Here is a 25,470-nt window from a genome sequence, read left to right as displayed (position 1 = left end):
AGATGTTCACGGTTTGAGTGCCGCAGGTGTGGGGTACTATCGGTGAGGTATTGTTTGTGGGTCAGTGTTCTCAAGCAGCTAGCAACATCGATTTGACCTTGTCACGCAGTTGGTCGATGGAGAACGGCTTGGCAATTACCTGCATACCTGCGGGTACGTCGATGTTGTCGGCGTAGCCGCTGGCGAACAGAATCGGCAGGCCAGGGCGTAGTTCGCGTACTTTGGTGGCCAATTGCTTGCCATCCATGTCAGGCAGGCCCACATCGGTCATCATCAGGTCGATAGGCTGACCGGTATTTTCAACAACCTTGAGGGCTTCTTCGGCGTCGGGAGCCTCAAGCACCGAGAACTCCAACTCTTCGAGTACATCGACGATCAGCATGCGCACGATGGCGTCGTCTTCGACTACAAGGATAATGGAGGGGGCAGCGGACATAGGGAGAATTCCTGAAAAATGGAAGGGCAGGTATCTGGCGGTTGAAAGATCGCTCTCTAATGAGTCGCGGTCATCTCGGCAAGTTCCATTGCAGGGGCATTGTGAAGGGAATGGGGGCGAATGTCGCCTGGTCTGCGAGGCTCTGCCGGCAGCGCGGGCGAGGCGTCAATGGCGCGCTTGAAGCGCAGCCATTGACGCAAGGAGTGGGGTCACAGGGTCAAAACGCGACTTCCCGGGTGTTCATTTCAATCTTACCCATCAAGTGAGATCGTCGTAGTCATCAAAATCAATGTTTGGCACTTCACTTCCTCGTCTTTCGTTCAGTACGACAGGCTCTGGTACATAAGGCGCTTTAGGTGGTTTGAGGGGTAGCGGTTGGCCCAGCGCATCAAAATGGACTGGGTTGTAATTTGGATGCTGAGTGTAAGTGAAACGGCCGTCCTCAGTCATTCCTGTGGGGTGGAGTTTGGTGATGTGTTTTTTAGTGCCAATCACCGTATCGTTGATTAGCTCCTGCTGCTTGGCGCCTCCAACTTTGTAGCTGGCGGCTGCGATATCTTCTACCTCTTTACTTGTGTATATGATTCCCTCGAACGCCTCTGTCGGTTTTTTGGTAAGTCTGGAAAATTGCGCCGCAAATGATTGCGCCCCGCCCGTACCGGAATGGCACATCGTCAAACGAATCTCGGCGTATTCCTCCGTTTTGACACCCTTTGACTTGAGCTTTTCCAATAACTCATAGGGGGTTATAAACTCGCCATCTATCTGGATGAGCGCTGAGTTATGTCCTGGGGGTATAACACCATGAGCATCGACTGTTAGACGAAGCCCGCGTTTTGTTGTATCAACAGAGAAGCCTGCATCGTTTGAGAGCATTTTGAATTTTTCAATTTTTCCGCCCATGGCTACGCAATCGGGAGTAAACATCGCAAGCGGCTTGCCATAAGGGCGTCCGTTCACAGGGTTGTAGCCGTACCATTTACCATTGCAAAGTACGGCGGAGCCTTCGAAGGCTGCTTCTCCGATTTTGTAGGTCCCGATTGCGACGACGCCCTGGCTTTTACTGGCAGCCTTGAGCAGGTCGTAGCTGCCGCTTGCGCCTCTTAGCATATTCGCCAATTCAACACTTTTAGTGGCTCCCTTGGCGAGCAGCTTTCCACCCCCCGTTAGCAGGTTACCCACTAGAGTAGTAGGCAGGGGGTTGAGCGCCTGCAATGCGGACGTCCCTATGAATTTGATAACTTTTGAAGCTTTCTGGGTGACGCTCAAACCTTTACCCAAGGCGCTGGAGGCTTGCGCAGCCTTCCCCGCGCCCAGGGTCACGAATCCAAAAATATCAAAGGCCAAGTCTCCCACGGCTTCACCGTAGCGACCGTTAGACAAGTTAACGATGGCGGCGCGAAACGGGATCAGATTGAGAAGGAAATTCCCGATTGCCTGGTCACCCAGCCGATCCTTGTCGAAGGACGTTACGCCCCTCGCGTAGTTGAGGAAATCCTCTCCATCCAGCGCGAGGGCATTGACGTAGAAATCGGCAATGTTGTTGGTCCGGTCGGAGTTGTAGCTGTCGGGGATTCCAGGAGTGTCCGGTTTCTCTGCGCTATTGGGGGCAGGTGAATCGCTGAAAGGGTGATAGGGCCTTACCATTGAAACAATTTTTTCCGATTTCTCATTAGTTGTTTCACGGTGATCAAGCAGCGTTGCCAATCGATCGTTTTGTTTATTAATTGTTCCTTTTGTGGTGTCGAGTTCATACAGATTGGTCTCACCCTTGTGAGTGGTTTTCACAATCAGTGTATGCCCGCGCTTCACCAGTTTGAGTGGTTTACCTTCTGCGCTTTTGTAGTCATTGCTGTAGAAATACTCGAGCTTGCCGAACTCGCAGTTTTTGCGATCAGCCACTGGCAATTGGGAAATCAGGTGTTGGACCATTCCGTGATGGCCTTTTTTTTGCGCTTGTATCGCCGGCTCGAATTGAGCCTCGAAAACTTCGGGCGCGTGAAATCTTTCGGAGCGTGCAAAGTCGTTGAACACATCGATCGGAACGCGGCGGTCGTTGGTGACCCATTTGTAGTTTTCCCCTATCTTTTCCCCTTCCATCACAATATCAAGCATGGAACGTAACCTGGGGTCGCCGGCGCGGGCGCGGCCTGTGTAGAGCTTGGCTACCACTTGGGCTTCAAAAACCGCAGGATCAAGATTCGGAAACTCCGCTTTGAGGCATCGGAGTGCAACCTCCTTTCGAGTGGCCAGTGGCGTATACAAAGCAGTAGACGTGTCTACCAGCGCCTGCAACCGACTGTTGTAGGCCACTCTGACGCGTTCCATTTCGGACGCTGTCGGTTCGGGTTTTGAGGCAACCGGTACGAAATCCACCGGGGTCCAGACAGTTTGCACGATGGGCAGCAAACCATTAGCCACCCCCCACTCTTTCAGGGCTTCGCGTTGTGCATCTTGAACGCCGACGTTTGCGGCCGGCAGGGAGTCCGCTTGGGTAATGACCTCGGCATAGCTCATGCCAGGCACGCGGCCAGGCGTCTGGGCTTCGACCTTGGCTGCCGCTATTGCCAATTGGCCCCAGAGAACACTGCCAACCTTCACGGTAGGGGGAATATCTTTGATCAGAAACTGCGGCGCTTGGCTCGCCATCAGAATGTGGGTCGCAAGTTTAGCCGTCCAGGTTGCCGCCATACCTTGCTTGAGCAGATGATCGCTAAGGTCCTCGACAGCCAGCGAGGGTGATTGCCCCCAATACACGGGGGAGTCCAGATAGACACCGCCGAGTCTGTTGGGTTCTGGATACCCAAGGCTACTCACGTCGAGCCCGTCGATAATCGCGGTCAACAGATAGTCATAAATACTGCTGGGTGTGTCCACACCCTTCATGTGCTTCTGTAACTCCTGCCCCAATGCCTGAGCCCTGGGAGTATCGAGCAATTGTTGTAGCACCGCCTGAGGATCACCCTGCAAGTCACTGCGTGTCAACGAACTGCCTTGGATCAAATAATCCAGCGTGCCGTTGGTATGTGTTGCCCGCAACGGCAGGCCAGGCAACCCGCTCTTATCGGAAAGAAGGAACGAGCGAATACTCTGTCGATCCTCTTTGGACATTGGAAGTAGCCAGGACAGCCCGCCGCCCAAGTTTCCCAGCACAGGGGTTGAAGCCTTTTGCTTGATTTGCTGGGCCAACGTAGCGACTTGATCGGCGGTAACTGGGAGTACATAACCCAGGTCGGTAATGACGGTCGCCAATGTCGGCGGTGTGGAACGAGTCAGCGCGTAGGTTGAACCTACGAAAGGCACGTCGACTTGACTTTTTAAAGCGCTGGCAATTTGATCTGGAGTAAGGGGGGTGCCATCATTCTGGGTACTCATGAGCTTAAGCTGGTCGGCCAGTTGCCACAGGTTCTGTTGGTCTGCCTGTAGCTGGGCTACGGGCTTGGTGAGGGGCTTAGGTGTTGGCGGCGTGTTTTGAGCTTCTGGAGGTGTTGTAGAGCTGGAGGCGATTTCTACAGGGGGGGAACGCTCAGGCGTGTTTTGGCCGGCTGCGATGTTTGTGGTTTGCTGAGGAACGCTGGAAATATTCATTTATCTACCTAGTTGGGTCATATAAGACGCCTTCCAAAAGATCTTCCGTGTTCCTGAGGCGCAGTTCTGAGTGTCGAAACCCTTCCTCTACGTTCCGCCGCATCTGTGTGTATGTGTGTATGTGGCCTGACGAAATCGGCCCGGATTGGCGCGAAACTCACTTGCAGCCTGTAGGCAAGCACTTCAAAACTATGCACAAACATAGCCTTGCCCACTGCTATTCGGGCAAACTCCCCCTTTTTCTGCACTTGGCCAAGGCATGCCCATGACTCCCGCGTCGTCCGTCGATGAAAAGAGCTTCCGTACCCTGCTGAGCCGAAACGTCGCGTTACCTTTGGGCGTCGGCGTACTCAGCGCGGTGTTTTTCGTCTGCCTGATCACTTATTTGCTGTCGGTGATCCAGTGGGTGGAGCACACCGACCGGGTTATCAATAACCTCAATGAGTCGTCCAAGCTCACGGTGGACCTGGAAACCGGCCTGCGCGGCTACCTGATCACCGGCGACGAGCATTTCCTCGACCCTTACGAAGTGGCCAAACCGCGCATCATTGGTGACCTGCACAACCTGCAGGCGCTGGTGGCGGACAACCCGCAGCAGGTCGATCGCCTCAAGCGCCTGGAGTCAATGCAATACGAGTGGAACAAGTACGCCCAGTCGATGATCGACTTGCAGCGCAACAGCGGCGATTACCGCGGGGCGGTGAAGGCCGGACGCGGCAAGAGCCTGACCGACGCGATCCGCAATGAATACGCGGATGCAGTCGCGATGGAGCAGGCATTTCGTGTCAGCCGCAATGCCGATGTGACCCGCACCACGATTATCAGCGTGACCTTGTACCTGGTTTTTGTGCTCGGGTTGAGCGGGTTCCTGGCCTATATCGGAAGAAAAAATTTAGTTTCTCTTTCAGAGAGTTACAGCGCAAACCTCGCGTCGCAACAGAAGATCGCCCGGCGCCTGGAGCAACAGGCCTGGCTGCGTAACGGCCAGACCGAACTGGCCGAACAGGTGCTCGGCCAACTGACCCTGAACATGCTTGGGCGCAATATCCTGCAGTTTTTTGCCCAATACATGGGGTCGGCGGTTGCAGCGCTCTACGTGCGCGAAGAACACGGCGGCCTCAAGCGCGTGGCCACCTACGGGTTTTCCCGCGAGCAAGAGCAAAAAGAACAGGCGATCTACAGTGATGAGGGCATTGTCGGCCAGGCCGCCCAGCTTGATCGCCTGATCCGTCTGGACGATGTGCCGGTGGATTACTTCAAGGTCAGCTCCGGCCTGGGCGAAGGTTCGACCCGCAGTGTACTGGTGGTGCCCACCAGTGATGATGACCGCGTCAATGGCGTGATCGAGCTGGGGTTCCTGCGCCCACTGGAGGAGCGTGACGTTGAGTTGCTGGAACTGATCGCCGGCAATATCGGCACCTCCATCGAAGCCGCGCGCTATCGCCAGCGCCTGCAGGAAGTGCTCGCCGAGACCCAGCAGCTCAATGAAGAGCTGCAAGTGCAGCAGGAAGAACTCAAAACCGCCAACGAAGAACTCGAAGAGCAGTCGCGCATCCTCAAGGAGTCCCAGGCCCACCTGGAAACCCAACAGGCGGAGCTTGAACAGACCAACGAGCAACTCGCCGAACAGACGCAAATCCTGTCCGATCAGCGCGATGCCATGGACCGCAAGAACGTCGAGCTGAACCAGGCCCAACTGGAGCTCGAAGACCGTGCCGACGAGCTGCAGCGCTCCAGCAAATACAAGTCCGAGTTCCTTGCCAACATGTCCCATGAGCTGCGTACGCCGCTCAACAGCTCGTTGATTCTGGCCAAATTGCTGGCCGAGAACCCGCAGGAAAACCTCAGCGCCGAGCAGGTCAAGTTTGCCGAGTCGATCTATTCGGCGGGCAACGACCTGTTGAACCTGATCAACGATATTCTGGATATTTCCAAGGTCGAAGCCGGCAAGCTGGAAATGCGCCCGGAAAACTCCAGCGTGGCGCGCCTGGTCGATGGCCTGCGCGGAATGTTCGAACCCTTGGCCGCCGATCGCAAGCTGGGTTTCCAGGTGGACATTCAAGCGGACGCGCCGCCGATGCTGTTCACCGACCGCCAGCGCTTGGAGCAGATCCTCAAAAACCTGCTGTCCAACGCGGTCAAGTTTACCGAGCAGGGCGATGTCAGCCTGTCGGTGTCCCGTGCGCCAGGGGAGGGCGTAGCCTTTACCGTGCGCGACTCGGGCATTGGCATCGCGCTGGACCAGCAGGAAAGCATTTTCGAAGCCTTCCGCCAGGCCGATGGCACTACCAACCGCCGTTACGGCGGCACGGGCCTGGGCCTGTCGATCTCCCGTGACTTGGCGAGCTTGCTCGGCGGCTATATCAGCGTGACCAGCGAGCCAGGCAAGGGCAGCGTGTTCACCCTGGTACTGCCGGAGCATTATGTAGAGCGCGAGGAAGGTGCCGCGCCGATCGAGGCGCCACGCCAGGTGGTGGCAGCGCCGGCGCCCAAGCCCATGGCGATCTCACCGCTGCCGGTGGCCGATGCCAAACAGATTCCGCGCTTTGCCGATGACCGCGACAAGGCGCCGTTCGCCACCCGCTGCATCCTGGTGGTGGAAGACGAACCCAACTTTGCCCGCATCCTCTTCGACCTGGCCCACGAACTGGGCTACCACTGCCTGGTCGCCCACGGCGCAGACGAAGGCTACAGCCTGGCCGAGGAGTACATCCCGGACGCGATCCTGCTGGACATGCGCCTGCCTGACCATTCCGGGTTGACCGTGCTGCAACGCCTCAAGGAACACGCCAATACCCGCCACATTCCCGTGCACGTGATCTCTGTCGAAGACCGCGTCGAAGCCGCCATGCACATGGGCGCCATCGGTTATGCGGTGAAGCCGACCACCCGCGAAGAGCTCAAGGACGTGTTTGCGCGCCTGGAAGCCAAGCTGACCCAGAAGGTCAAGCGCGTGTTGCTGGTGGAGGACGATGACCTGCAGCGCGACAGCATTGCCCGCCTGATCGGCGACGATGACATCGAAATCACCGATGTCGGCTACGCCCAAGAGGCACTGGACCTGCTGCGCACCAACATCTACGACTGTATGATCATCGACTTGAAGCTGCCGGACATGCTCGGCAATGAGCTGCTCAAGCGCATGGCCACCGAAGATATCTGCTCGTTCCCGCCGGTGATCGTGTACACCGGGCGTAACCTGACCCGTGACGAAGAAGCCGAGCTGCGCAAGTATTCGCGCTCGATCATCATCAAAGGCGCACGCTCACCTGAACGCTTGCTGGACGAAGTGACGCTGTTTCTGCACAAAGTCGAATCCCAGCTGTCCCATGACCGCCAGAAGATGCTCAAGACCGCCCGCAGCCGCGACAAGGTCTTCGAGGGGCGCAAGATCCTGTTGGTCGACGACGATGTGCGTAACATCTTCGCCCTGACCAGTGCCCTGGAGCACAAAGGCGCGGTGGTGGTGATCGGGCGTAATGGCCATGAAGCCATCGACAAACTCAATGAAGTCGAGGACATCGACCTGGTGCTGATGGACGTGATGATGCCGGAGATGGACGGTTACGAGGCAACTGCCTTGATCCGCCAGGACCCGCGCTGGAAGAAACTGCCGATTATTGCGGTGACGGCCAAGGCCATGAAAGACGATCAGGAGCGCTGCCTGGCGGCAGGCTCCAACGATTACCTGGCCAAGCCGATCGACCTGGACCGGCTGTTCTCGCTGATTCGCGTATGGCTGCCGAAGATGGAACGCATTTAAGTGGAGCACGTTTTCTTGGAAAAAAGCAGCGACATTGAGCTGCGCCTGCTGATTGAGGCGATTTACCTCAAGTACAGCTACGACTTTCGCGACTATTCCGGCGCGTCCGTCAAGCGCCGCGTGGCCCACGCACTGCGCCAGTTCGATTGCGCGACCATTTCTGCGCTGCAGGAGCGGGTGTTGCATGATCCGACGGCCTTCATGCAGTTGCTGCAGTTTCTGACGATCCCGGTCAGCGAGATGTTTCGCGACCCGTCGCATTTTCTGGCGATTCGCCGGGAAGTGGTGCCGCTGCTCAAGACCTACCCCTCGATCAAAATCTGGATCGCCGGGTGCAGCACGGGCGAGGAGGTGTACTCCATGGCGATCCTGCTGCGCGAAGAGGGCTTGCTGGAACGCACCATCATTTACGCCACCGACATTAACCCGGCGTCCCTGGACAAAGCCAAGCAAGGGATTTTTTCGCTGGAGAACGTGCGTGCCTACACCGCCAATTATCAGCAGGCGGGCGGCCAACGTTCATTTGCCGACTACTACACAGCCGCTTACGATTACGCGATCTTCGACAAGACGCTGCGCGAGAACGTGACCTTTGCCGATCACAGCCTGGCAACCGATAGCGTCTTTTCAGAAACTCAATTAATTTCATGTCGCAACGTATTGATTTATTTCAATAAAAAGTTACAGGATCGAGCGTTCGGGTTGTTTCATGAGTCGCTGTGCCATCGCGGCTTTCTGGTGCTGGGCAGTAAGGAAACCCTGGATTTCTCCGCCTACAGCAAGCAATTCGAACCCTTGGTCAAACAGGAACGGATCTACCGAAAATCATGAGCGACGCCTCAATTAACCCGCCACGCGGGATTGAAGCCATCGTCGTCGGCGCCTCCGCCGGCGGCGTTGAGGCGTTGCTGACAATTTTTGGTACGTTGCCTGACACCTTCGGCTTACCGATCATTGCCGTGCTGCACCTGCCGGACGAGCGTCGCAGCCAATTGGCCGAAGTTTTTGCGCGGCGCCTGAGCATTCCGGTGCAAGAAGCACGCGACAAGGAAACGATCGCGCCAGGCACCCTGTATTTCGCCGGCCCCGGCTATCACTTGTCGGTAGAAAGCGACCGCAGCCTGTCGATGAGCCAGGAAGACCGCGTGCATCATTCGCGGCCGGCCATCGATTACCTGTTCGCCTCGGCTGCCGACACCTACGGCAACAGCCTGTTGGCGATTCTGCTGACCGGCGCCAACCAGGATGGCGCGCGTGGCCTTGCCCATGTCAAAGACTCGGGTGGCACCACCATCGTCCAAGAGCCCACAGAAGCGCGTATCGCCGTGATGCCCTTGGCGGCGCTGGCCTTGCACACACCTGATCATATTCTCACCTTGAGCCAGATTGGTTCACTGCTGGCTTCCCTGGAATCTTCCCCATGTTAAGTACTGTCCAGGCCAAACTGCTGATCGTCGACGATCTGCCGGAAAACCTGCTGGCCCTTGAGGCGCTGATCAAGCGCGAAGATCGCCAGGTCTTCAAGGCATTGAGCGCTGACGAGGCCTTGTCACTGTTGCTGGAGCATGAGTTCGCCATGGCGATTCTCGATGTGCAGATGCCCGGCATGAACGGTTTCGAGCTGGCCGAACTGATGCGCGGCACCGAAAAGACCAAGAACATCCCGATTGTGTTCGTCAGCGCTGCCGGCCGCGAACTCAACTATGCCTTCAAAGGCTATGAGAGCGGCGCGGTGGATTTTTTGCACAAGCCGCTGGATATCCACGCGGTGAAGAGCAAGGTCAATGTGTTCGTTGACCTGTACCGCCAGAGCAAGGCCATGAAACAGCAAGTCGAAGCCCTGGAGCGCAGCCGGCGCGAGCAGGAGCTGCTGCTGACGCGCCTGCAGGCCGCCCAGGCGGAGCTTGAGCAGGCTGTGCGCATGCGTGACGACTTCATGTCGATCGTTGCCCACGAAGTGCGCACGCCGCTCAACGGGCTGATCCTCGAGACCCAGTTGCGCAAGATGCACTTGGCGCGGGATAACGCCGCCGCGTTCACCCTGGACAAGATGCACGCCATGGTCGACCGCGACGAGCGCCAGATCCAGAGCCTTATCCGCCTGATCGAAGACATGCTCGACGTGTCGCGCATCCGCACCGGCAAACTGTCGATTCGTCCGGCGCGTTTCGACCTGGCGCAACTGGTGCGCAACCTGGTGAAAAACTTCGCCCCGCAAGTGGCATCCGCCGGTTCTTCGATGCACCTGGTTGCCGATGAGCCGGTGGAGGGCAACTGGGATGAGTTCCGTATTGAACAAGTGGTCACCAACCTGCTGACCAACGCCCTGCGCTACGGTGCCAAAAGCCCGGTGGATGTCCGTGTGTACACCGAGCACGGTGAGGCGCGCGTCGAGGTGCGTGACCGTGGCATCGGCATCAGCGCAGACAACCAGAAGCGTATTTTCCAGCAATTCGAACGCGTTTCGGCCAGCCATGTCGCGGCAGGGCTGGGCCTGGGGTTGTTTATTTCCGAGCAGATCGTGACGGCCCATGGCGGCACCATCGAGGTCGAGAGCCAGATAGGCGAGGGCGCGCTGTTCAGGGTGTGCCTGCCACTTGGCGAGCCGCAATGAAATCAATCGTCAGCTCGACGCAACCTCTGCGTGACCCCATGGTCGTACTTGCAGCAACTGACCGGACGAAGGCTTCCCATGAGTGAAGATGCACAAGATGTCGTACTGATCGTCGAAGACGACGAATCCATTATGTTTGTGCTGGGTGAATACCTGGCAGGCCTGGGCTACCGGGTACTGAAGGCGATCGATGGGGAGCAGGCCTTCGAGATTCTGGCCACCAAGCCGCACCTGGACCTGATGGTCACGGATTACCGCCTGCCGGGCGGGATTTCCGGCGTGCAGATCGCTGAGCCTGCGATCAAGCTGCGTCCTGAATTGAAAGTGATCTTTATCAGCGGTTATCCGCAGGAGATCCTCGACTGCAACAGCCCGATCACACGCAATGCGCCGATTCTGGCCAAGCCGTTTGATCTGGATACCTTGCAAGAGCATATCCAGCGCCTGCTGGCCTGAAGCAACGGGGCTGCCTGGCAGCAGCCCTATTGCTTGATCATCTCCCGCACCTTCGCCGTCAACAAATCGAAGGTAAAGGGCTTGGTGATCAACTGCATTCCCGGATCCAGGAACCCCCCGCGCACCGCCGCATGCTCGGCGTAGCCAGTGATAAACAATACCTTGAGTTCCGGGCGCAATTGCCGCCCGATTTCTGCCAGTTGCCGCCCGTTCATGCCAGGCAAGCCCACATCACTGATCAACAGGTCAATACGCTGGTCGGATTGGATGATCGGCACAGCGGTATTGGCATCGCCAGCCTCGACAAAGGCATAGCCCAATTCCTTGAGCACCGCGCTGACTAACAGACGCACGGCGGCGTCGTCTTCGACGATCAGTACGGTTTCGCCGGCATTGGCGAAGGGCAGCAGCGCCGGGTTGACGACAGCGTCCGCGACACGCTCACCGATAAAGCGCGGCAGGAACAGGCTGACCGTCGTGCCCTTGCCGACTTCACTGTGGATGGTCACATGGCCATGGGACTGCCGAGCAAAGCCGTAGATCATCGACAGGCCGAGGCCGGTGCCCTGGCCGATCGGTTTGGTCGTAAAGAACGGGTCGAAGACCCTGCCCAGCAGGCTTTCGGGAATACCACAGCCGGTGTCGCTGACGCTCAGTTCCACGTAATCGCCTGGCAGCAAGGTGCCATAGGCGGCCGTGAACACATTGTCGAGGTGGCGGTTGGTGGTCTCTACAGTCAGGCTACCGCCGTTGGGCATGGCATCGCGCGCATTGATCACCAGGTTGAGCAGGGCGCTTTCCAGCTGATTGGGGTCGGCCTCGGCGGTCCACAGTTCATCGCTCAGGCGCATGTCCAAAGCAATGCTTTCGTTGATACTGCGTTGCAGCAATTCGCCCATGGAACTGACCAGTTGGTTGATCTCCACGGGCTTGGAGTCCAGCGACTGGCGGCGTGAAAACGCCAGCAAACGGTGGGTCAGGCCGGCAGCGCGGTTGGCCGAGGTCACGCCCAGGTCGATCAAGCTGTCGAGGTCGTCCAGTTTGCCGCGGGACACCCGCCTGCGCAGCAGCTCCAGGCTGCCGATAATGCCAGTGAGCATGTTGTTGAAGTCATGGGCGATGCCACCGGTCAACTGGCCGACGGCCTCCATTTTCTGTGACTGGCGCAGCGCTTCTTCGTTGTTGCGCAGTTGCGCCGTGCGTTCTTCAACCTGCTGCTCAAGGGTTTCCAGGGTGCGTTGCAGGCGCAGTTCGCTCTCGCTCAGGTCGATCAAGCGGTCACGCGCTTCGTATTGCCGACGCCGACCGCGCAGGGCTGCGCTCACCAGGCTGATCAAGGTCACCGGATGAAAAGGGCGCTCCAGGAAGGTCACGTTGCCCAGCAAACCGCTCAGGTGCGATGAACCGTTCTGTTCACGGCCGCCATGGTGGGTCAGCAGCACGATGGGCAAGTCGGACCAGGCCGGCTGCTCATGCAGGTAGGTCAGCAGCGGCTCAAGGTCGACACCGCGCAGGGCTTCGGCGGCAATCACCAACATACCGACGCCTTGCTCAAGTGCTTCGCAGAGTACGGTCAGGTTGGCGGCAACCATGCCGGTGTAGCCGGCTTCCTTGAGCATCATCAGCGCCAGGGAGCCATCACGGCCCAGTGGCGCGAGGATAATTGCGCGCTCGGAGACGGGAGAAAGACCGGTCACACGCCCTCTTCCTTGAGCAGTGGGGAACCGGCGCCCATATAAGTCGGGATACCGCGCAGTACGCCCTGGAAGTTGTTCAGAGGCTCGCCTACCGTCAAACCCGTGCTGCCAATACGGTATTCGCGAATGGTGGACTCGTGGGTGCCGGTGCGTTTCTTGATGATCGAAATAGCCCGGCGGACCTTGCCGAGTGCTTCGAAGTAACGCAACAGGATCACCGTATCAGCCAGGTAAGTAATATCGACGGGAGCCTGCATGTCGCCTACCAGCCCGTGTTGAGCCACCGTCATGAACGTCGCCGCACCGCGACGGTTCAGGTACAGCAGCAACTCGTGCATATGCAGGATCAGAGAGTTTTCCTCAGGCATGGCCGCCTGGTAGCCGTTGATACTGTCGATGACCACGGTCTTGATCCCACGTTCATCGACGCAACGCCTGACTCGGTGGGAGAACTCGCCAGGCGACAGCTCTGCCGCGTCCACCTGCTCGATCAGCAGGTTGCCGGTGTCTTGCAGCGCGGCCACGTCAATGCCCATGTTTTTCATGCGTTCGAACAGCAGGCCCAGCTCTTCATCGAAAATGAACAGCGCGGCTTTTTCGCCGCGCGACACGGCAGCGGCGGCGAAGATCATCGAGATCAAGGATTTGCCGGTACCGGCAGGGCCGAGGATCAGCGTGCTGGAGCCGGTTTCTACGCCGCCGCCCATCAAGGCGTCCATTTCACCGATGCCGCTGCTCAAGGTCTGACGCACGTAACCACCACGATGCTCGGCGGCCACCAGGCGTGGGAACACGTGAATGCCGTCTTGCATGATGGTGAAGTCGTGAAAGCCACCCCGGTATTTCTGACCACGGTACTTCACCACGCGGATGCGGCGGCGTTCAGCGCCGTAGGTGGGCGTCAGCTCTTCCAGGCGAATTACGCCGTGGGCCACGCTGTGCACGGTTTTATCCAGGGACTCGGTGGTCAGGTCGTCAAGCAGCAGCACGGTGGCGTCATAGCGCACAAAATAGTGTTTGATCGCCAGGATCTGGCGTCGATAGCGCAGCGAGCTTTGCGCCAGCAGGCGGATTTCCGAAAGGCTGTCGACCACCACGCGGGTGGGCTTGATCCGTTCCACCACTTCAAAAATCTGCCGGGTTGCCTCACCCAGTTCCAGGTCGGAGGAATACAGCAGGCTTTGCTGGTGCTCGGCGTTGAGCAGGCTTTCCGGTGGGGTCAGCTCGAAGATATGAATGTTGTCGTCCAGGTCCCAGCCGTGGGACTTGGCACCTTGGCGCAACTCGCGCTCGGTTTCCGACAGGGTGATGTACAAGGATCGCTCACCGTTTTTCGCGCCGGCCTGCAGGAAGTGCAGCGCTACGGTGGTTTTCCCGGTGCCGGGTTCGCCTTCCAGCAGGAACAGGTGGCTGCGTGATAGCCCCCCGGAAAGAATGTCATCAAGACCTTCGATGCCGGTGGCCGCCTTTTCACTGAACAGCTCTTTGGATGTAGACAAGAAGTGCCCTCGGGTCACGTACATGTAATGGGGGCGCACCACCTTGGGCGCGCCATATTTACTTGACCGTGGCGGTTTGTGGCGGTTCAACCTGTCGTATAAATCGTAGTGGATTTGTGACCTGCGCCAAAGCGCTGCTTTTATGTGGGAGCTGGCTTGTCGAATCGTCGCACCGCTGCGATGCAGGCACCTCGGTGTGTCAGGTACACCCAATTGATGCTATCGCAGGCAAGCCAGCTCCCACCTTTGACCGAGTATGGCTCTGCTGTTGCTAAAGCCCTTGCTGCAACGCCGGATCATCCGGGTTCTGTTGTTCCAGCTGCGCCAGCAATACCTGCACATTCTGCAACTGCCCGGTTTCTTTCCAATAGCTGACCAGTAACACACGCGCCTTGCGATTGGCGGGGTGGCGCTGGACGATTTCTTCCAGTTGACGCTGGGCGGCGTCCACTTCTTCCTGGGCGTGCAGGGTGGTGGCGAGGTCGAAGCGGTAATCCTGATTGTCGGGCTCAAGCTCTACGGCTTTGGACAGGCCAAGCAACGCGTACGGCCGCTCCCCATGGTGCAGCAACCACATGCCCAGAGCGTGTTGCAGGTAGGCCGACTCCGGGTGCGCCGCCAATTGCCGCGCCAGCAACTGGCGGGACTCGTCGGTTTTGCCCTGCTTATCGAGCAATTCGATCTGCGCCACTACGGCTTGCAGGTTGTCCGGCTGCAGGCGCATGGCCTGCTCCAGGGCATGTTGTGCGTCCGGCAGCAGGGCGCTGTGGATGTACAAGCGTGCAAGCTGGATCCAGCCCTCGGCGGTTTCGGGCTCAGCCTTGAGCTTTTTCACAAACTCATCGAGCACTTGCTGCAGAGGCCCGAAATACAGGCCCAGGGTATCCGGCGACAGGCCGAGCAGGGCGTTGGCGGCGGCAAAGCGCACGGCTTGTTCAGGGTCGTCCAGCGCCGGGCCAAGCAGCAAGGTGCGCTGGCCGCTGGGCACCAGGCCGACAATGCTGTGAATCGCCGCTTCGCGAACCAGCGGCGACTCATCGGCCAGGTCTTTATCCGCCAGCTTCAATGCCTGAGGGCTTGGGTAATTGGGCAGTTCAGCGTGTAACGCTGCGCGGCGTTCAGGTGACAGGTCCGGGCGACCCAACTGCTGATACAGCACACGGGCGGCGCCGGGTTCGCCGTTGCGCGCCTGTTTCAACGCCTTGGCGTAACCATGGGCAATCGCCGGCGGCACGGCCACCGGAGTGGAACGGGAGAAAAACCAGGTGACCAACACAAGCAACAACAGGGCGCACAGGCCGAGGATGGAATAACGGCGTGACTTTGACATGCAGGCGTCCAAAAGCTGGGGGCAGCTAATCGCAAAGCCACAAGCTTCGGCCAGACCACGACGAGTGTCAAACCCGTATCAGCCGAGCACGTAATCCACCGGTTCCAGGGCAGGGGGCAGGTCGATTTCGCCCAGGGCGGCAAGAATCTCGCGCTCCAGCGTGCGCACTATCGCATTGCAGGGCAGATCGTTTTCATCGAAACCGAACGGGTCTTCCAGATCATCACCGATTTCATCCAAACCAAAGAACGTGTAGCTGACGATGGCGGTGAACACCGGCGTCAACCAGCCCAACGGCTCGGCCATGGCGAACGGCAGCAAAATGCAAAACAGGTAAATGGTGCGGTGCAACAACAAGGTGTAAGGGAAGGGCAGCGGTGTGGTTTTGATCCGCTCGCATGCGGCCTGGACCAGGCTGAGGCTGACCAGCCGGGTTTCCAGCTGGGTGTAGCGCCATTCACTGATCACGCCCTGTTCTGCCAGCCGCGAAAACCGCGCGCTGAGTTGTTGCAGCACGTGGTCGGGGAGGTTGGGATGCGTCGGGTCCACAGTAATCCAGGGCGTGATAACGCGGGCTTGATCTTCACGGCGCAGGTGCGCGACCAGGCCGTGGGCAAACCCGCACAGCCCACGCAGCAGGCTGGCGCGTTCAGGTGAGTCGCCCAGCACTTGGGTTTCGCGAATCAGCGAGCGCACCTCAATAACCATCTGCCCCAGTTGCTTGCGGCCCTCCCACCAACGGTCGTAGCAGGCGTTGTTGCGAAAGCTCATGAAGATCGACAGCGACAACCCCAGCAAGGTAAACGGCGTGGCATTGACCTTGGAGAAGTAGGCCGGGTGCAGGGTCTCCACCAGCACGATCACCGACGCCAGCAACGTGACCATCAGGCTGCGCAAGGCGATGCGCTTGGCAATCGAACCTTTAAGGGAAAACAGGATACCCATGAGGTTGGGTTTGGGGCGGACGATCATCGGGACACGGCTTCTTTGGCGGCGCAGGCCTGGAGAGTAGGAGTTTGCGCCCAGAGCGTCCAATCACTGCGGCTGACCGGCTGATAGGCCGGATCAATGATTAGCCAAACCAGTCAGCCAAGTTGAAGGCTTTGACCATTGCCGCCACCGCGCGCCAGGGCGATTATTTCAACGATTCTCGTCGTGAAAATGTCCTGAAAATAAAAACACACAAGGATTTGGAACCATGCGTGAGTATTTGGCTGCCACCACCGCATTCGATTACCAGCACACCGTTGACGCCGCCCTGTCCGGCAACCTGCAAGCCTTGAATGCCTGCGTGGAGTGTTGCGACCGCCACGCGCTGCCGGGGCGCATTGCGTTGTTTTGGGAAGGCAAGGATGGGCGCAGCGCCAGCGTGACCTTCACCCAATTGCAGGACCAGGCGGCGCGCTTTGCCAATTTCCTTCTGGCCCAAGGCGTGCAACGCGGTGACAAGGTGGCGGGGCTGCTGCCACGCACGGCAGAATTATTGGTGGTGGTGTTCGCCACGTGGCGTATCGGCGCGGTGTATCAGCCGCTGTTTACCGCCTTCGGCCCCAAGGCCATCGAACATCGGCTGAACAGCTCCGGCGCCGCATTGGTGGTCACGGATGCGGTCAACCGCCCCAAGCTGGCAGAAGTCGAGGGCTGCCCGACCATCGTTACGGTGGCCGGGGACAAGGGCGAAGGCATTGTGCGCGGCGACTACAGCTTCTGGGCTGAGCTGCCGAATTATTCGAATACCTGCGAGCCGGTGTTACTGGGCGCAGAAGACCCGTTCCTGTTGATGTTCACCTCGGGCACCACCGGCCCGTCAAAAGCGCTGTCGGTGCCGCTCAAGGCCATCGTCGCGTTTCAGAGCTACACCCGCGACGCGGTGGACTTGCGCCCCGAGGACGCGTTCTGGAACGTCGCCGACCCGGGCTGGGCCTATGGCATCTATTTTGGCGTGACCGGGCCGTTGTCCATGGGCCACCCGATTACGTTCTACGATGGGCCGTTCACCCTGGAAAGCACCTGCCGGGTGATCAATAAATACGGGATTACCAACCTCACCGGTTCGCCCACTGCTTACCGCCTGCTGATCGCCGGCGGCGAACAGTTCGCGCGCTCGATCAAGGGCAAGCTGCGTATCGTCAGCAGTGCCGGCGAGCCGCTGAACCCGGAAGTGATCCGCTGGTTTGCCGACAACCTGGGCGTGGTCATCCATGACCATTACGGCCAGACTGAACTGGGCATGGTGTTGTGCAACCACCATGGCCTCGAGCATCCCGTGCACGTCGGCTCGGCGGGCTTTGCCTCACCGGGCCACCGCATTGTGGTGCTCGATGATGAGTACCAGGAACTGCCGGCGGGCCAGCCGGGCATCCTCGCCATTGACCGTGAGCATTCGCCGATGTGCTGGTTCGCCGGTTACGACGGGGTAAAGACCAAGGCATTTGTCGGCAAGTATTACCTCAGTGGCGACACTGTGGAGCTGAATCCCGATGGCAGCATCAGCTTTGTCGGGCGCAGTGATGATGTGATCACCACGTCCGGCTACCGCGTAGGGCCATTCGACGTCGAAAGCGCACTGGTCGAACACCCGGCCGTGGTCGAAGCCGCCGTCGTCGGCAAACCCTGCCCGGAGCGCACCGAACTGGTCAAAGCCTTTGTGGTTCTCAACGAACAGTACCGCGCCACGCCGGAGCTGGCCGAGGAGCTGCGTCTGCACGTGCGCAAGCGCCTGGCGGCCCACGCCTACCCACGGGAAATCGAATTTGTCAGCGACTTGCCCAAGACCCCGAGCGGCAAGCTGCAACGCTTTATTTTGCGTAATCAGGAAATTGCGAAGGCACAGGCCAACGCCTGATCCACTTTTAAGGAAACAATGATGCAGATTGAAAACAAGGTATTCCTGGTCAGCGGAGGCGCTTCGGGCCTCGGCGCGGCCACCGCTGAAATGTTGATTGCCGCCGGTGCCAAAGTGATGCTGGTCGACCTGAACGCTGACGCCGTGGCGGCCAAAGCCAGGCAACTGGGCGACAACGCCCGCAGCGCCGTGGCCGATATCAGCCAGGAAGCCGCCGCCGAAGCGGCCGTACACGCCGCCGTTGCAGCCTTTGGTGGCCTGCACGGGCTGGTGAACTGCGCCGGGGTGGTACGTGGCGAGAAGATCCTCGGCAAGAACGGCCCACACGCGTTGGCCAGCTTTGCCCAGGTGATCAACGTCAACCTGATCGGCAGCTTCAACCTGCTGCGCCTGGCGGCTGCGGCCATCGCTGAAACCGAGGCGAACGCCGACGGTGAGCGTGGCGTGATCATCAACACCGCCTCGGTGGCCGCGTTTGACGGGCAGATCGGCCAGGCGGCATATGCCGCCTCCAAAGGCGCCATCGCCAGCCTGACCTTGCCCGCCGCCCGCGAACTGGCGCGCTTTGGCATTCGCGTGATGACCATTGCTCCGGGCATTTTCGAAACCCCGATGATGGCCGGCATGACCGCCGAAGTGCGCGATTCGCTGGCCGCAGGCGTGCCATTCCCGCCGCGTTTGGGCAAACCGTCCGAGTACGCCGCGCTGGTACGCCACATCATTGAAAACAGCATGCTCAACGGCGAAGTGATCCGTCTCGACGGCGCCTTGCGCATGGCAGCCAAGTAAGGAGAACACCGCATGAACGATCCGATTGTCATTGTCAGCGCTGCGCGCACCCCCATGGGCGGTTTCCAGGGCGACCTCAAAGGCCTGACCGCGCCGCAACTGGGCGCTGCCGCGATCCGCGCCGCCGTCGAACGGGCCGGGATTGCCCCGGATGCCGTGGACGAAGTGCTGTTCGGCTGCGTGCTGCCCGCAGGCCTTGGCCAGGCGCCTGCGCGTCAGGCAGCGTTGGGCGCCGGGCTGGACAAGGCCACGCGCTGCACCACCTTGAACAAGATGTGCGGCTCGGGCATGGAAGCGACCATCCTCGCCCACGACTCGCTGCTGGCCGGCAGTGTCGACGTGGTGGTCGCCGGCGGCATGGAAAGCATGTCCAACGCGCCGTACCTGCTCGACCGCGCGCGCAGCGGCTACCGCATGGGCCACGGCAAGGTGCTCGACCATATGTTCCTCGACGGCCTCGAAGACGCCTATGACAAGGGCCGCCTGATGGGCACCTTTGCCGAAGACTGCGCCGAGCACAACGGCTTCACCCGTGAAGCCCAGGACGCCTTCGCCATTGCCTCGCTGACCCGCGCGCAAGAGGCCATCACCCACGGCAGCTTTGCCGCCGAAATCGTTCCGGTGCAGGTCACCGTCGGTAAAGAGCAAAAGACCATCCTGCATGACGAACAGCCGCCCAAGGCCAAGCTGGACAAGGTCGCCAGCCTGAAACCGGCGTTCCGCGAGGGCGGCACGGTGACGGCGGCCAACTCCAGCTCGATTTCCGATGGGGCGGCGGCGTTGTTGCTGATGCGTCAGTCCGAGGCGCAACAGCGTGGTCTCAAACCCTTGGCGGTGATCCACGGGCACGCGGCGTTTGCCGATGAACCCGGGTTGTTTCCGGTGGCGCCGGTGGGCGCGATTCGCAAGCTGATGAGCAAGACCGGCTGGAGCCTGGGCGACGTTGACCTGTTTGAAATCAACGAAGCCTTTGCGGTGGTCAGCCTGGTGACCATGAGCAAGCTGGAAATCCCCCACAGCAAGGTCAATATTCACGGCGGCGCCTGTGCCCTGGGCCATCCGATTGGCGCTTCCGGTGCGCGTATCCTGGTGACGTTGCTTTCGGCCCTGCGCCAGAAAGGCCTCAAGCGTGGGGTTGCCGCCATCTGCATCGGCGGCGGTGAAGCCACGGCCATGGCCGTCGAATGCCTGTATTAAGGACTCAACATGCTGCCCAATGACGAACAACTGCAAATCAGCGAAGCGGCCCGGCAATTTGCCCAGGAACGCCTGAAACCCTTCGCTGCCGAGTGGGACCGTGAGCACCGTTTCCCCAAGGAAGCCATCGGCGAAATGGCCGAGCTGGGCTTTTTCGGCATGCTGGTGCCGGAACAGTGGGGTGGTTGCGACACCGGCTACCTGGCCTACGCCATGGCCCTGGAAGAAATCGCCGCCGGCGATGGCGCGTGCTCGACCATCATGAGCGTGCACAACTCGGTGGGTTGCGTGCCGATCCTCACATTCGGCAACGACCAGCAGAAACACCAGTTCCTCACGCCGCTGGCCAGTGGCGCCATGCTCGGTGCCTTCGCGTTGACCGAGCCCCAGGCCGGTTCCGACGCCAGCAGCCTGAAAACCCGCGCCCGCCTTGAGGGCGACCATTACGTGCTGAATGGCTGCAAACAGTTCATCACCTCCGGGCAGAACGCCGGGATCGTGATTGTGTTTGCGGTCACCGACCCGGCCGCAGGCAAGCGCGGGATCAGCGCGTTCATCGTGCCCACCGACTCGCCGGGCTACACGGTGGCGCGAGTGGAGGACAAACTCGGCCAACATGCGTCCGACACCTGCCAGATCCTCTTCGAAGACGTAAAAGTCCCGGTCGCCAACCGTTTGGGCGAGGAGGGCGAAGGCTACAGGATCGCCCTGGCCAACCTCGAAGGCGGCCGCGTCGGTATCGCCTCGCAATCGGTGGGTATGGCCCGCGCCGCCTTCGAAGCCGCCCGTGACTATGCCCGCGAGCGCGAAAGTTTTGGCAAGGCGTTGATCGAACACCAGGCCGTGGCCTTCCGGTTGGCCGACATGGCTACCCAAATCGCGGTGGCGCGGCAAATGGTGCATTACGCCGCGGCCCTACGTGACAGCGGCAAGCCGGCCTTGGTCGAGGCGTCGATGGCCAAGCTGTTTGCTTCGGAGATGGCCGAGAAAGTCTGCTCGGCCGCCTTGCAAACCCTGGGCGGTTACGGTTACCTGAGCGACTTCCCACTGGAGCGCATCTACCGCGATGTGCGGGTCTGCCAGATTTACGAAGGCACCAGCGATATTCAACGCATGGTCATCTCACGCAACCTTTAAGGAGCCGATACATGAGTTACGAAACCCTTTTGCTTGAAGTCCAGGGCCGCGTCGGGCTGATTACCCTCAATCGCCCGCAAGCCCTGAACGCCTTGAACGCCCAGTTGGTCAGCGAGTTGAACCAGGCGCTGGACGGCCTGGAAGCCGACCCGCAGATCGGCTGTATCGTGCTGACCGGCTCAAAAAAGGCCTTCGCCGCCGGTGCCGACATCAAAGAGATGGCCGAGCTGACCTACCCGCAGATCTACCTCGACGACCTGTTCAGCGACAGCGACCGCGTGGCCAACCGCCGCAAGCCCATCATTGCTGCCGTTAACGGTTTCGCCCTGGGCGGCGGTTGTGAACTGGCCTTGATGTGCGACTTTATCCTGGCCGGTGACGGCGCCAGGTTCGGCCAGCCGGAAATCAACCTCGGCGTACTTCCGGGCATGGGCGGCACCCAGCGCCTGACCCGCGCCGTGGGCAAGGCCAAGGCCATGGAAATGTGCCTGACCGGGCGCTTTATCGACGCCGTCGAAGCTGAGCGCTGCGGGATTGTGGCGCGTATCGTGCCGGCCGATGACCTGCTTGAGGAGGCGCTGAAAACCGCGACCTTGATTGCCGGCAAGTCCGTGCCGATCAGCATGATGGTCAAGGAAAGCGTGAACCGTGCGTTTGAGGTGAGCCTGTCTGAAGGCGTGCGCTTTGAGCGCCGAGTGTTCCATGCCGCGTTTGCCACCCAGGACCAGAAGGAAGGCATGGCGGCATTTGTGGCCAAGCGCGCGCCTGAGTTCAAGGACCAGTAACCCGGCCTCAAAATCACTGAAGTTCAAAATGTGGGAGCTGGCTTGCCTGCGATGCAGACACCTCGGTTTATCGGTTAGATCGAGGTGATGCTATCGCAGCGGTGCGACGATTCGACAAGCCAGCTCCCACATTGGTTTTGTGTGGCTTTTAGAGCTGGTAGTTCTTCAGCTCCCTGGCAATCACCATCCGCTGAATCTCGCTGGTGCCTTCGTAAATCTGCGTAATCCGCGCATCCCGGTAGTAACGCTCCACCGGGTAATCCTCAAGATACCCATACCCGCCATGGATCTGCATCGCCGAGGAGCAGACCTTTTCGGCCATCTGCGAAGCAAACAGCTTGGCCTGGGAAGCTTCCGACAGGCACGGCTTGCCGGCACTGCGCAGGCGTGCAGCGTGCAGGATCAGCAAGCGGGCGGCATTGAGCTGGGTCTGCATGTCGGCCAGCAGGTTGGCAATGCTTTGGTGCTCGATAATCGCCTTGTTGAATTGCACCCGATCACGCGCATAGGCCAGCGCCGCCTCAAACGCCGCACGGGCGATGCCCAACGCTTGCGCGGCGATGCCGATACGCCCGCCTTCAAGGTTGGACAGGGCGATGGCCAGCCCTTTACCGCGTTCACCCAACAGGTTGGCTTCGGGTACTGTGCACTGGTTGAGCGTGACGGCGCAGGTGTCCGAAGCGCGAATGCCCATCTTGTGTTCGGTACGGTCGACCACAAAGCCCGGCGTGTCGGTGGGCACCAGGAAGGCGGAGATACCTTTCTTGCCCAGCTCCGGGTCCGTCACCGCAAACACAATGGCCAACTTGGCGCGCTTGCCGTTGCTGACAAACTGCTTGGCGCCGGTGATCACCCACTGGCCATCGCGCAATTCGGCGCGGGTGCGCAGGTTATGGGCTTCGGAACCGGCCTGGGGCTCGGTGAGGCAGAAGCAGCCAATGGCCTGGCCGCTGGCCAGTTCGGCCAGCCAGGTGTGTTTTTGCGCATCGGTGCCGTAGTTGAGGATTGGCCCGCAACCGACTGAATTATGGATACTCATGAGTGCGCCGGTAGCGCCATCACCGGCGGAAATCTCCTCGACGGCCAGGGCATACGCCACGTAGTCGACATAGGTGCCGCCCCATTCTTCAGGCACCACCATGCCCAGCAGGCCGAGTTCGCCCATCTTCGCGACCAGGGCGTCATCGATCCAGCCGGCTTTTTCCCAGGCTTGCGCATGCGGGGCGATTTCGCCACGGGCAAAGTCGCGGGCCATGTCGCGAATCATCACTTGTTCTTCAGTATATTCAATATCTTGCATGGCTTATTTCTCGCTCTGCGTGAAGTTGCTGAAGAAGCTCTCGACATGGCTCGCGTCCAGCTCATGGACCGTCGCGGGGTTCCAGTGTGGGGTTTTATCCTTGTCGATAATCAACGCGCGAACCCCTTCGATCAGGTCGCCGCGTTCGAACCACTGGCGATCCAGGTGAAGCTCCAGCGCGAAGCATTGTTCCAGCGGCAGGCGGCGGCCACGGCGCAGCATCTGCAGGGTCACGGCCATCGCCAGCGGCGAGCGGGTCTGCATCAGGCTGGCGGTGGTGAGCGCCCATTCGTGGCTGTCGGCAACGGTGACTTGCTGCAGTTGCTCGACCATGCTCGGCACATCCGGCAACGCGAAGAAGTGGTCGATCGCCGGGCGCAGCGCGGCCAGTGGGGCGTCGGGCAATTGTTGAACCGCAAGCTTGGCCAGTACGCCTTGCAGGTCCTTGAGCGGCGAATCCTGCCATTGCAGGCGGTCGAGCTTCTGGTCGAGTTCGGCGAGTTTGGCGCTGTCGATACACCAGTCGGCCAGCCCGCAATACAGCGCATCGGCGGCGCGGATCTGCACGCCGGTGACGCCAAGGTAAACCCCCAGCTCACCAGGGATGCGCGAGAGGAAATAGCTGCCGCCCACGTCCGGGAAATAACCGATGGCCACTTCCGGCATCGCCAGGCGGCTGCGCTCGGTCACTACACGCAAATCGGCGCCTTGCACCAGGCCCATGCCGCCGCCGAGAACAAACCCGTCCATCAGCGCCAGCACGGGTTTGCAGTAATGATGAATCGCCAGGTCGAGGGCGTATTCCTCGACGAAGAAATCCTGGTGCAGGCTGTCGCCCTGCTTGAAGCTGTCGTAGAGGGAGCGAATATCACCACCGGCGCAGAACGCCTTGTCACCGGCGCCGCGCAGGACCACGGCATACACCTGCGGGTCATCCGCCCAGGTCTGCAACTGCGTGGTCAGACTGCGGACCATGTCCAGGGTGATGGCATTCAAACCGGCGGGGCGGTTAAGGGTGAGGTGGCCGATATGGTTGCGGACTTCAGCCAGTACCTCGTCTTGAAGAATTCTGGCCTGGCTTGCTTCGGATGAAACCTGAGCAGTCATCACTAACTCCCTGCTTTTATTGTTCTTTATCAAGATGTTCGCGTACGAACTATCTCGCGATCGTACCAGTGCAAATTTGCCCAGTACAACCCGGAATCATGCAGGTCGTTTTTGCATTTATGCAGCGCTGCGGCCACCCAGCACTTCAGCGATGCTGCGGCGCCGGGCATGGCCTTCTGCTGCGTGGATCAATTGCTCCAGCTCGGTCGGCTCCACATCAAAGAACTGCTCCATGTCGGCCAGGGCCAGCTTCAGATCGGCTGCCGTGATGGCCGCGTCGGTCACCGGCGCGGTGTTGCCCAGCACGATGGCAGGCGGCTCGACTGCGCCCTTGGGGTAACGCGTGCGTGTCAGGTTGTTATAGGCCAGCGCACAGGCCAGCAGCGCGCCCGCGCCGAGCATCACCGGCGCCACTTCCTGCCAACCCAGGGCGATGGAGGCCGGGTCTGCGAGTACCAGGGTCATGGCCAGGCCACCGGCGGGCGGGTGCAGGCAGCGCAGCCAGCAAATCAGCACCACCGTCATGCCCGCCGCCAGGCAAGCACTGCCCAGGGTGCGGCCAAGTACCCGCGCCACCAGCAAGGCGACGACGGCGGCACACAAGTAGCTGCCGATAATCGACCAGGGCTGAGCCAGCGCACCGGACGACACGGCAAACAACAAAACCGCCGATGCACCGAGCGGTCCGAGCAGGTGCAAGGCGACTTCCATACCGAATACCTGGGCACACACCCAGACACTCAATAGCGTGCCCAAGGCCATGCCAATGGCGGCGCGGCTCCATTCGGCGGGGCGGGTATTGATTGCAGCGGGTAACCAGCGAGCGAGCATCGACACGATCCATAAAGCAGCAGGCGAAAAAAAAGGCTCGCCTGGTTACCCGGATAAGCCCTTTGAACGTTCCAACAGTTGGGGGAGGAACCTGTG

The 25,470-nt window shown here is 59.9% G+C and carries 19 protein-coding genes; 10 read left to right on the top strand and 9 right to left on the bottom strand.

Annotated elements, in window-relative coordinates:
• Window positions 1-70: 70 nt before the first annotated feature.
• Both PSH96_RS14490 and PSH96_RS14485 read right to left on the bottom strand, forming a co-directional pair.
• A complete protein-coding gene (locus PSH96_RS14490; protein WP_305459938.1) occupies window positions 71-436 on the bottom strand; it encodes a response regulator in 366 nt (121 codons plus the stop codon).
• A 258-nt stretch (window positions 437-694) separates the two neighbouring features.
• Window positions 695-4,024, bottom strand: coding sequence for a hypothetical protein (locus tag PSH96_RS14485; RefSeq protein ID WP_305459936.1), 3,330 nt, complete (start codon window positions 4,022-4,024; stop codon window positions 695-697).
• A 265-nt stretch (window positions 4,025-4,289) separates the two neighbouring features.
• Between PSH96_RS14485 and PSH96_RS14480 the strand changes: the two genes are divergently transcribed.
• From PSH96_RS14480 to PSH96_RS14460, 5 genes are all read left to right on the top strand, one after another.
• A complete protein-coding gene (locus PSH96_RS14480; protein WP_305459934.1) occupies window positions 4,290-7,787 on the top strand; it encodes a response regulator in 3,498 nt (1,165 codons plus the stop codon).
• Entirely contained in the window at window positions 7,788-8,618 is an 831-nt protein-coding gene (locus PSH96_RS14475) for a protein-glutamate O-methyltransferase CheR (RefSeq protein WP_370694339.1), read from the top strand. It abuts the gene before it with no gap.
• Window positions 8,615-9,214 carry a chemotaxis protein CheB gene (locus PSH96_RS14470; RefSeq protein ID WP_305459931.1) on the top strand — a complete coding sequence of 200 codons (600 nt, stop codon included), beginning with the start codon at window positions 8,615-8,617 and terminating at the stop codon, window positions 9,212-9,214. The genes PSH96_RS14475 and PSH96_RS14470 overlap by 4 nt, the downstream gene beginning before the upstream one ends.
• Window positions 9,208-10,401, top strand: coding sequence for a hybrid sensor histidine kinase/response regulator (locus PSH96_RS14465; protein WP_305459929.1), 1,194 nt, complete (start codon window positions 9,208-9,210; stop codon window positions 10,399-10,401). Before PSH96_RS14470 ends, PSH96_RS14465 begins: the two co-directional genes overlap by 7 nt.
• 78 nt (window positions 10,402-10,479) lie before the next feature.
• Window positions 10,480-10,857, top strand: coding sequence for a response regulator (locus tag PSH96_RS14460; protein WP_003217591.1), 378 nt, complete (start codon window positions 10,480-10,482; stop codon window positions 10,855-10,857).
• Between the two features lie 26 nt (window positions 10,858-10,883).
• Here PSH96_RS14460 and PSH96_RS14455 read toward each other — a convergent pair whose 3' ends face one another.
• The 4 genes from PSH96_RS14455 to PSH96_RS14440 form a co-directional block, all read right to left on the bottom strand.
• Window positions 10,884-12,554 (bottom strand): ATP-binding protein, encoded by a 1,671-nt coding sequence (locus PSH96_RS14455; RefSeq protein ID WP_305459927.1) that lies wholly within the window; start codon window positions 12,552-12,554, stop codon window positions 10,884-10,886.
• A complete protein-coding gene (locus tag PSH96_RS14450) occupies window positions 12,551-14,053 on the bottom strand; it encodes an ATPase domain-containing protein (RefSeq protein ID WP_305459925.1) in 1,503 nt (500 codons plus the stop codon). The genes PSH96_RS14455 and PSH96_RS14450 overlap by 4 nt, the downstream gene beginning before the upstream one ends.
• 271 nt (window positions 14,054-14,324) lie before the next feature.
• Window positions 14,325-15,383 (bottom strand): tetratricopeptide repeat protein, encoded by a 1,059-nt coding sequence (locus PSH96_RS14445; RefSeq protein WP_305459923.1) that lies wholly within the window; start codon window positions 15,381-15,383, stop codon window positions 14,325-14,327.
• A gap of 78 nt (window positions 15,384-15,461) precedes the next feature.
• Window positions 15,462-16,355 (bottom strand): bestrophin family protein, encoded by an 894-nt coding sequence (locus PSH96_RS14440; protein WP_305459921.1) that lies wholly within the window; start codon window positions 16,353-16,355, stop codon window positions 15,462-15,464.
• A 226-nt stretch (window positions 16,356-16,581) separates the two neighbouring features.
• Between PSH96_RS14440 and PSH96_RS14435 the strand changes: the two genes are divergently transcribed.
• From PSH96_RS14435 to PSH96_RS14415, 5 genes are read left to right on the top strand one after another with little or no spacing between them, the layout of a single operon-like run.
• The gene (locus PSH96_RS14435; protein WP_305459919.1) at window positions 16,582-18,228 is read left to right on the top strand and encodes an AMP-binding protein; all 1,647 of its coding nucleotides are present in this window, start codon (window positions 16,582-16,584) and stop codon (window positions 18,226-18,228) included.
• A gap of 21 nt (window positions 18,229-18,249) precedes the next feature.
• Window positions 18,250-19,017, top strand: coding sequence for an SDR family NAD(P)-dependent oxidoreductase (locus PSH96_RS14430; RefSeq protein ID WP_056860004.1), 768 nt, complete (start codon window positions 18,250-18,252; stop codon window positions 19,015-19,017).
• A gap of 12 nt (window positions 19,018-19,029) precedes the next feature.
• Window positions 19,030-20,214 (top strand): acetyl-CoA C-acyltransferase, encoded by a 1,185-nt coding sequence (locus PSH96_RS14425; RefSeq protein ID WP_305459917.1) that lies wholly within the window; start codon window positions 19,030-19,032, stop codon window positions 20,212-20,214.
• 9 nt (window positions 20,215-20,223) lie between these two features.
• On the top strand, window positions 20,224-21,351 hold the full coding sequence (locus tag PSH96_RS14420) for an acyl-CoA dehydrogenase (protein ID WP_305459915.1): 1,128 nt from the start codon (window positions 20,224-20,226) through the stop codon (window positions 21,349-21,351).
• A gap of 11 nt (window positions 21,352-21,362) precedes the next feature.
• On the top strand, window positions 21,363-22,136 hold the full coding sequence (locus PSH96_RS14415) for an enoyl-CoA hydratase (protein WP_017138783.1): 774 nt from the start codon (window positions 21,363-21,365) through the stop codon (window positions 22,134-22,136).
• A gap of 148 nt (window positions 22,137-22,284) precedes the next feature.
• Here PSH96_RS14415 and PSH96_RS14410 read toward each other — a convergent pair whose 3' ends face one another.
• The 3 genes from PSH96_RS14410 to PSH96_RS14400 form a co-directional block, all read right to left on the bottom strand.
• Window positions 22,285-23,436, bottom strand: coding sequence for an acyl-CoA dehydrogenase family protein (locus PSH96_RS14410; protein ID WP_305459913.1), 1,152 nt, complete (start codon window positions 23,434-23,436; stop codon window positions 22,285-22,287).
• A gap of 3 nt (window positions 23,437-23,439) precedes the next feature.
• Window positions 23,440-24,543: an enoyl-CoA hydratase/isomerase family protein gene (locus tag PSH96_RS14405; RefSeq protein WP_305459911.1), complete on the bottom strand. Its 1,104-nt coding sequence runs from the start codon at window positions 24,541-24,543 to the stop codon at window positions 23,440-23,442.
• Between the two features lie 117 nt (window positions 24,544-24,660).
• Window positions 24,661-25,374 carry an HPP family protein gene (locus PSH96_RS14400; RefSeq protein ID WP_305459909.1) on the bottom strand — a complete coding sequence of 238 codons (714 nt, stop codon included), beginning with the start codon at window positions 25,372-25,374 and terminating at the stop codon, window positions 24,661-24,663.
• Window positions 25,375-25,470: the final 96 nt, after the last annotated feature.

It is taken from the genome of Pseudomonas sp. FP2338 (genome assembly GCF_030687515.1).
GTDB classification, from domain to species: domain Bacteria; phylum Pseudomonadota; class Gammaproteobacteria; order Pseudomonadales; family Pseudomonadaceae; genus Aquipseudomonas; species Aquipseudomonas salomonii.
Note: the sequence above shows the minus strand (reverse complement) of the source record. Positions and strands in the feature narration are given on the sequence as shown.

Bases quoted from the DNA above. Each gene is read 5' to 3' on its own strand.
- PSH96_RS14490 (WP_305459938.1), bottom strand. From the start codon at position 436: ATGTCCGCTGCCCCCTCCATTATCCTTGTAGTCGAAGACGACGCCATC.
- PSH96_RS14485 (WP_305459936.1), bottom strand. From the start codon at position 4,024: ATGAATATTTCCAGCGTTCCTCAGCAAACCACAAACATCGCAGCCGGC.
- PSH96_RS14480 (WP_305459934.1), top strand. From the start codon at position 4,290: ATGACTCCCGCGTCGTCCGTCGATGAAAAGAGCTTCCGTACCCTGCTG.
- PSH96_RS14470 (WP_305459931.1), top strand. From the start codon at position 8,615: ATGAGCGACGCCTCAATTAACCCGCCACGCGGGATTGAAGCCATCGTC.
- PSH96_RS14465 (WP_305459929.1), top strand. From the start codon at position 9,208: ATGTTAAGTACTGTCCAGGCCAAACTGCTGATCGTCGACGATCTGCCG.
- PSH96_RS14460 (WP_003217591.1), top strand. From the start codon at position 10,480: ATGAGTGAAGATGCACAAGATGTCGTACTGATCGTCGAAGACGACGAA.
- PSH96_RS14445 (WP_305459923.1), bottom strand. From the start codon at position 15,383: ATGTCAAAGTCACGCCGTTATTCCATCCTCGGCCTGTGCGCCCTGTTG.
- PSH96_RS14440 (WP_305459921.1), bottom strand. From the start codon at position 16,355: ATGATCGTCCGCCCCAAACCCAACCTCATGGGTATCCTGTTTTCCCTT.
- PSH96_RS14435 (WP_305459919.1), top strand. From the start codon at position 16,582: ATGCGTGAGTATTTGGCTGCCACCACCGCATTCGATTACCAGCACACC.
- PSH96_RS14430 (WP_056860004.1), top strand. From the start codon at position 18,250: ATGCAGATTGAAAACAAGGTATTCCTGGTCAGCGGAGGCGCTTCGGGC.
- PSH96_RS14425 (WP_305459917.1), top strand. From the start codon at position 19,030: ATGAACGATCCGATTGTCATTGTCAGCGCTGCGCGCACCCCCATGGGC.
- PSH96_RS14420 (WP_305459915.1), top strand. From the start codon at position 20,224: ATGCTGCCCAATGACGAACAACTGCAAATCAGCGAAGCGGCCCGGCAA.
- PSH96_RS14415 (WP_017138783.1), top strand. From the start codon at position 21,363: ATGAGTTACGAAACCCTTTTGCTTGAAGTCCAGGGCCGCGTCGGGCTG.
- PSH96_RS14410 (WP_305459913.1), bottom strand. From the start codon at position 23,436: ATGCAAGATATTGAATATACTGAAGAACAAGTGATGATTCGCGACATG.
- PSH96_RS14405 (WP_305459911.1), bottom strand. From the start codon at position 24,543: ATGACTGCTCAGGTTTCATCCGAAGCAAGCCAGGCCAGAATTCTTCAA.
- PSH96_RS14400 (WP_305459909.1), bottom strand. From the start codon at position 25,374: ATGCTCGCTCGCTGGTTACCCGCTGCAATCAATACCCGCCCCGCCGAA.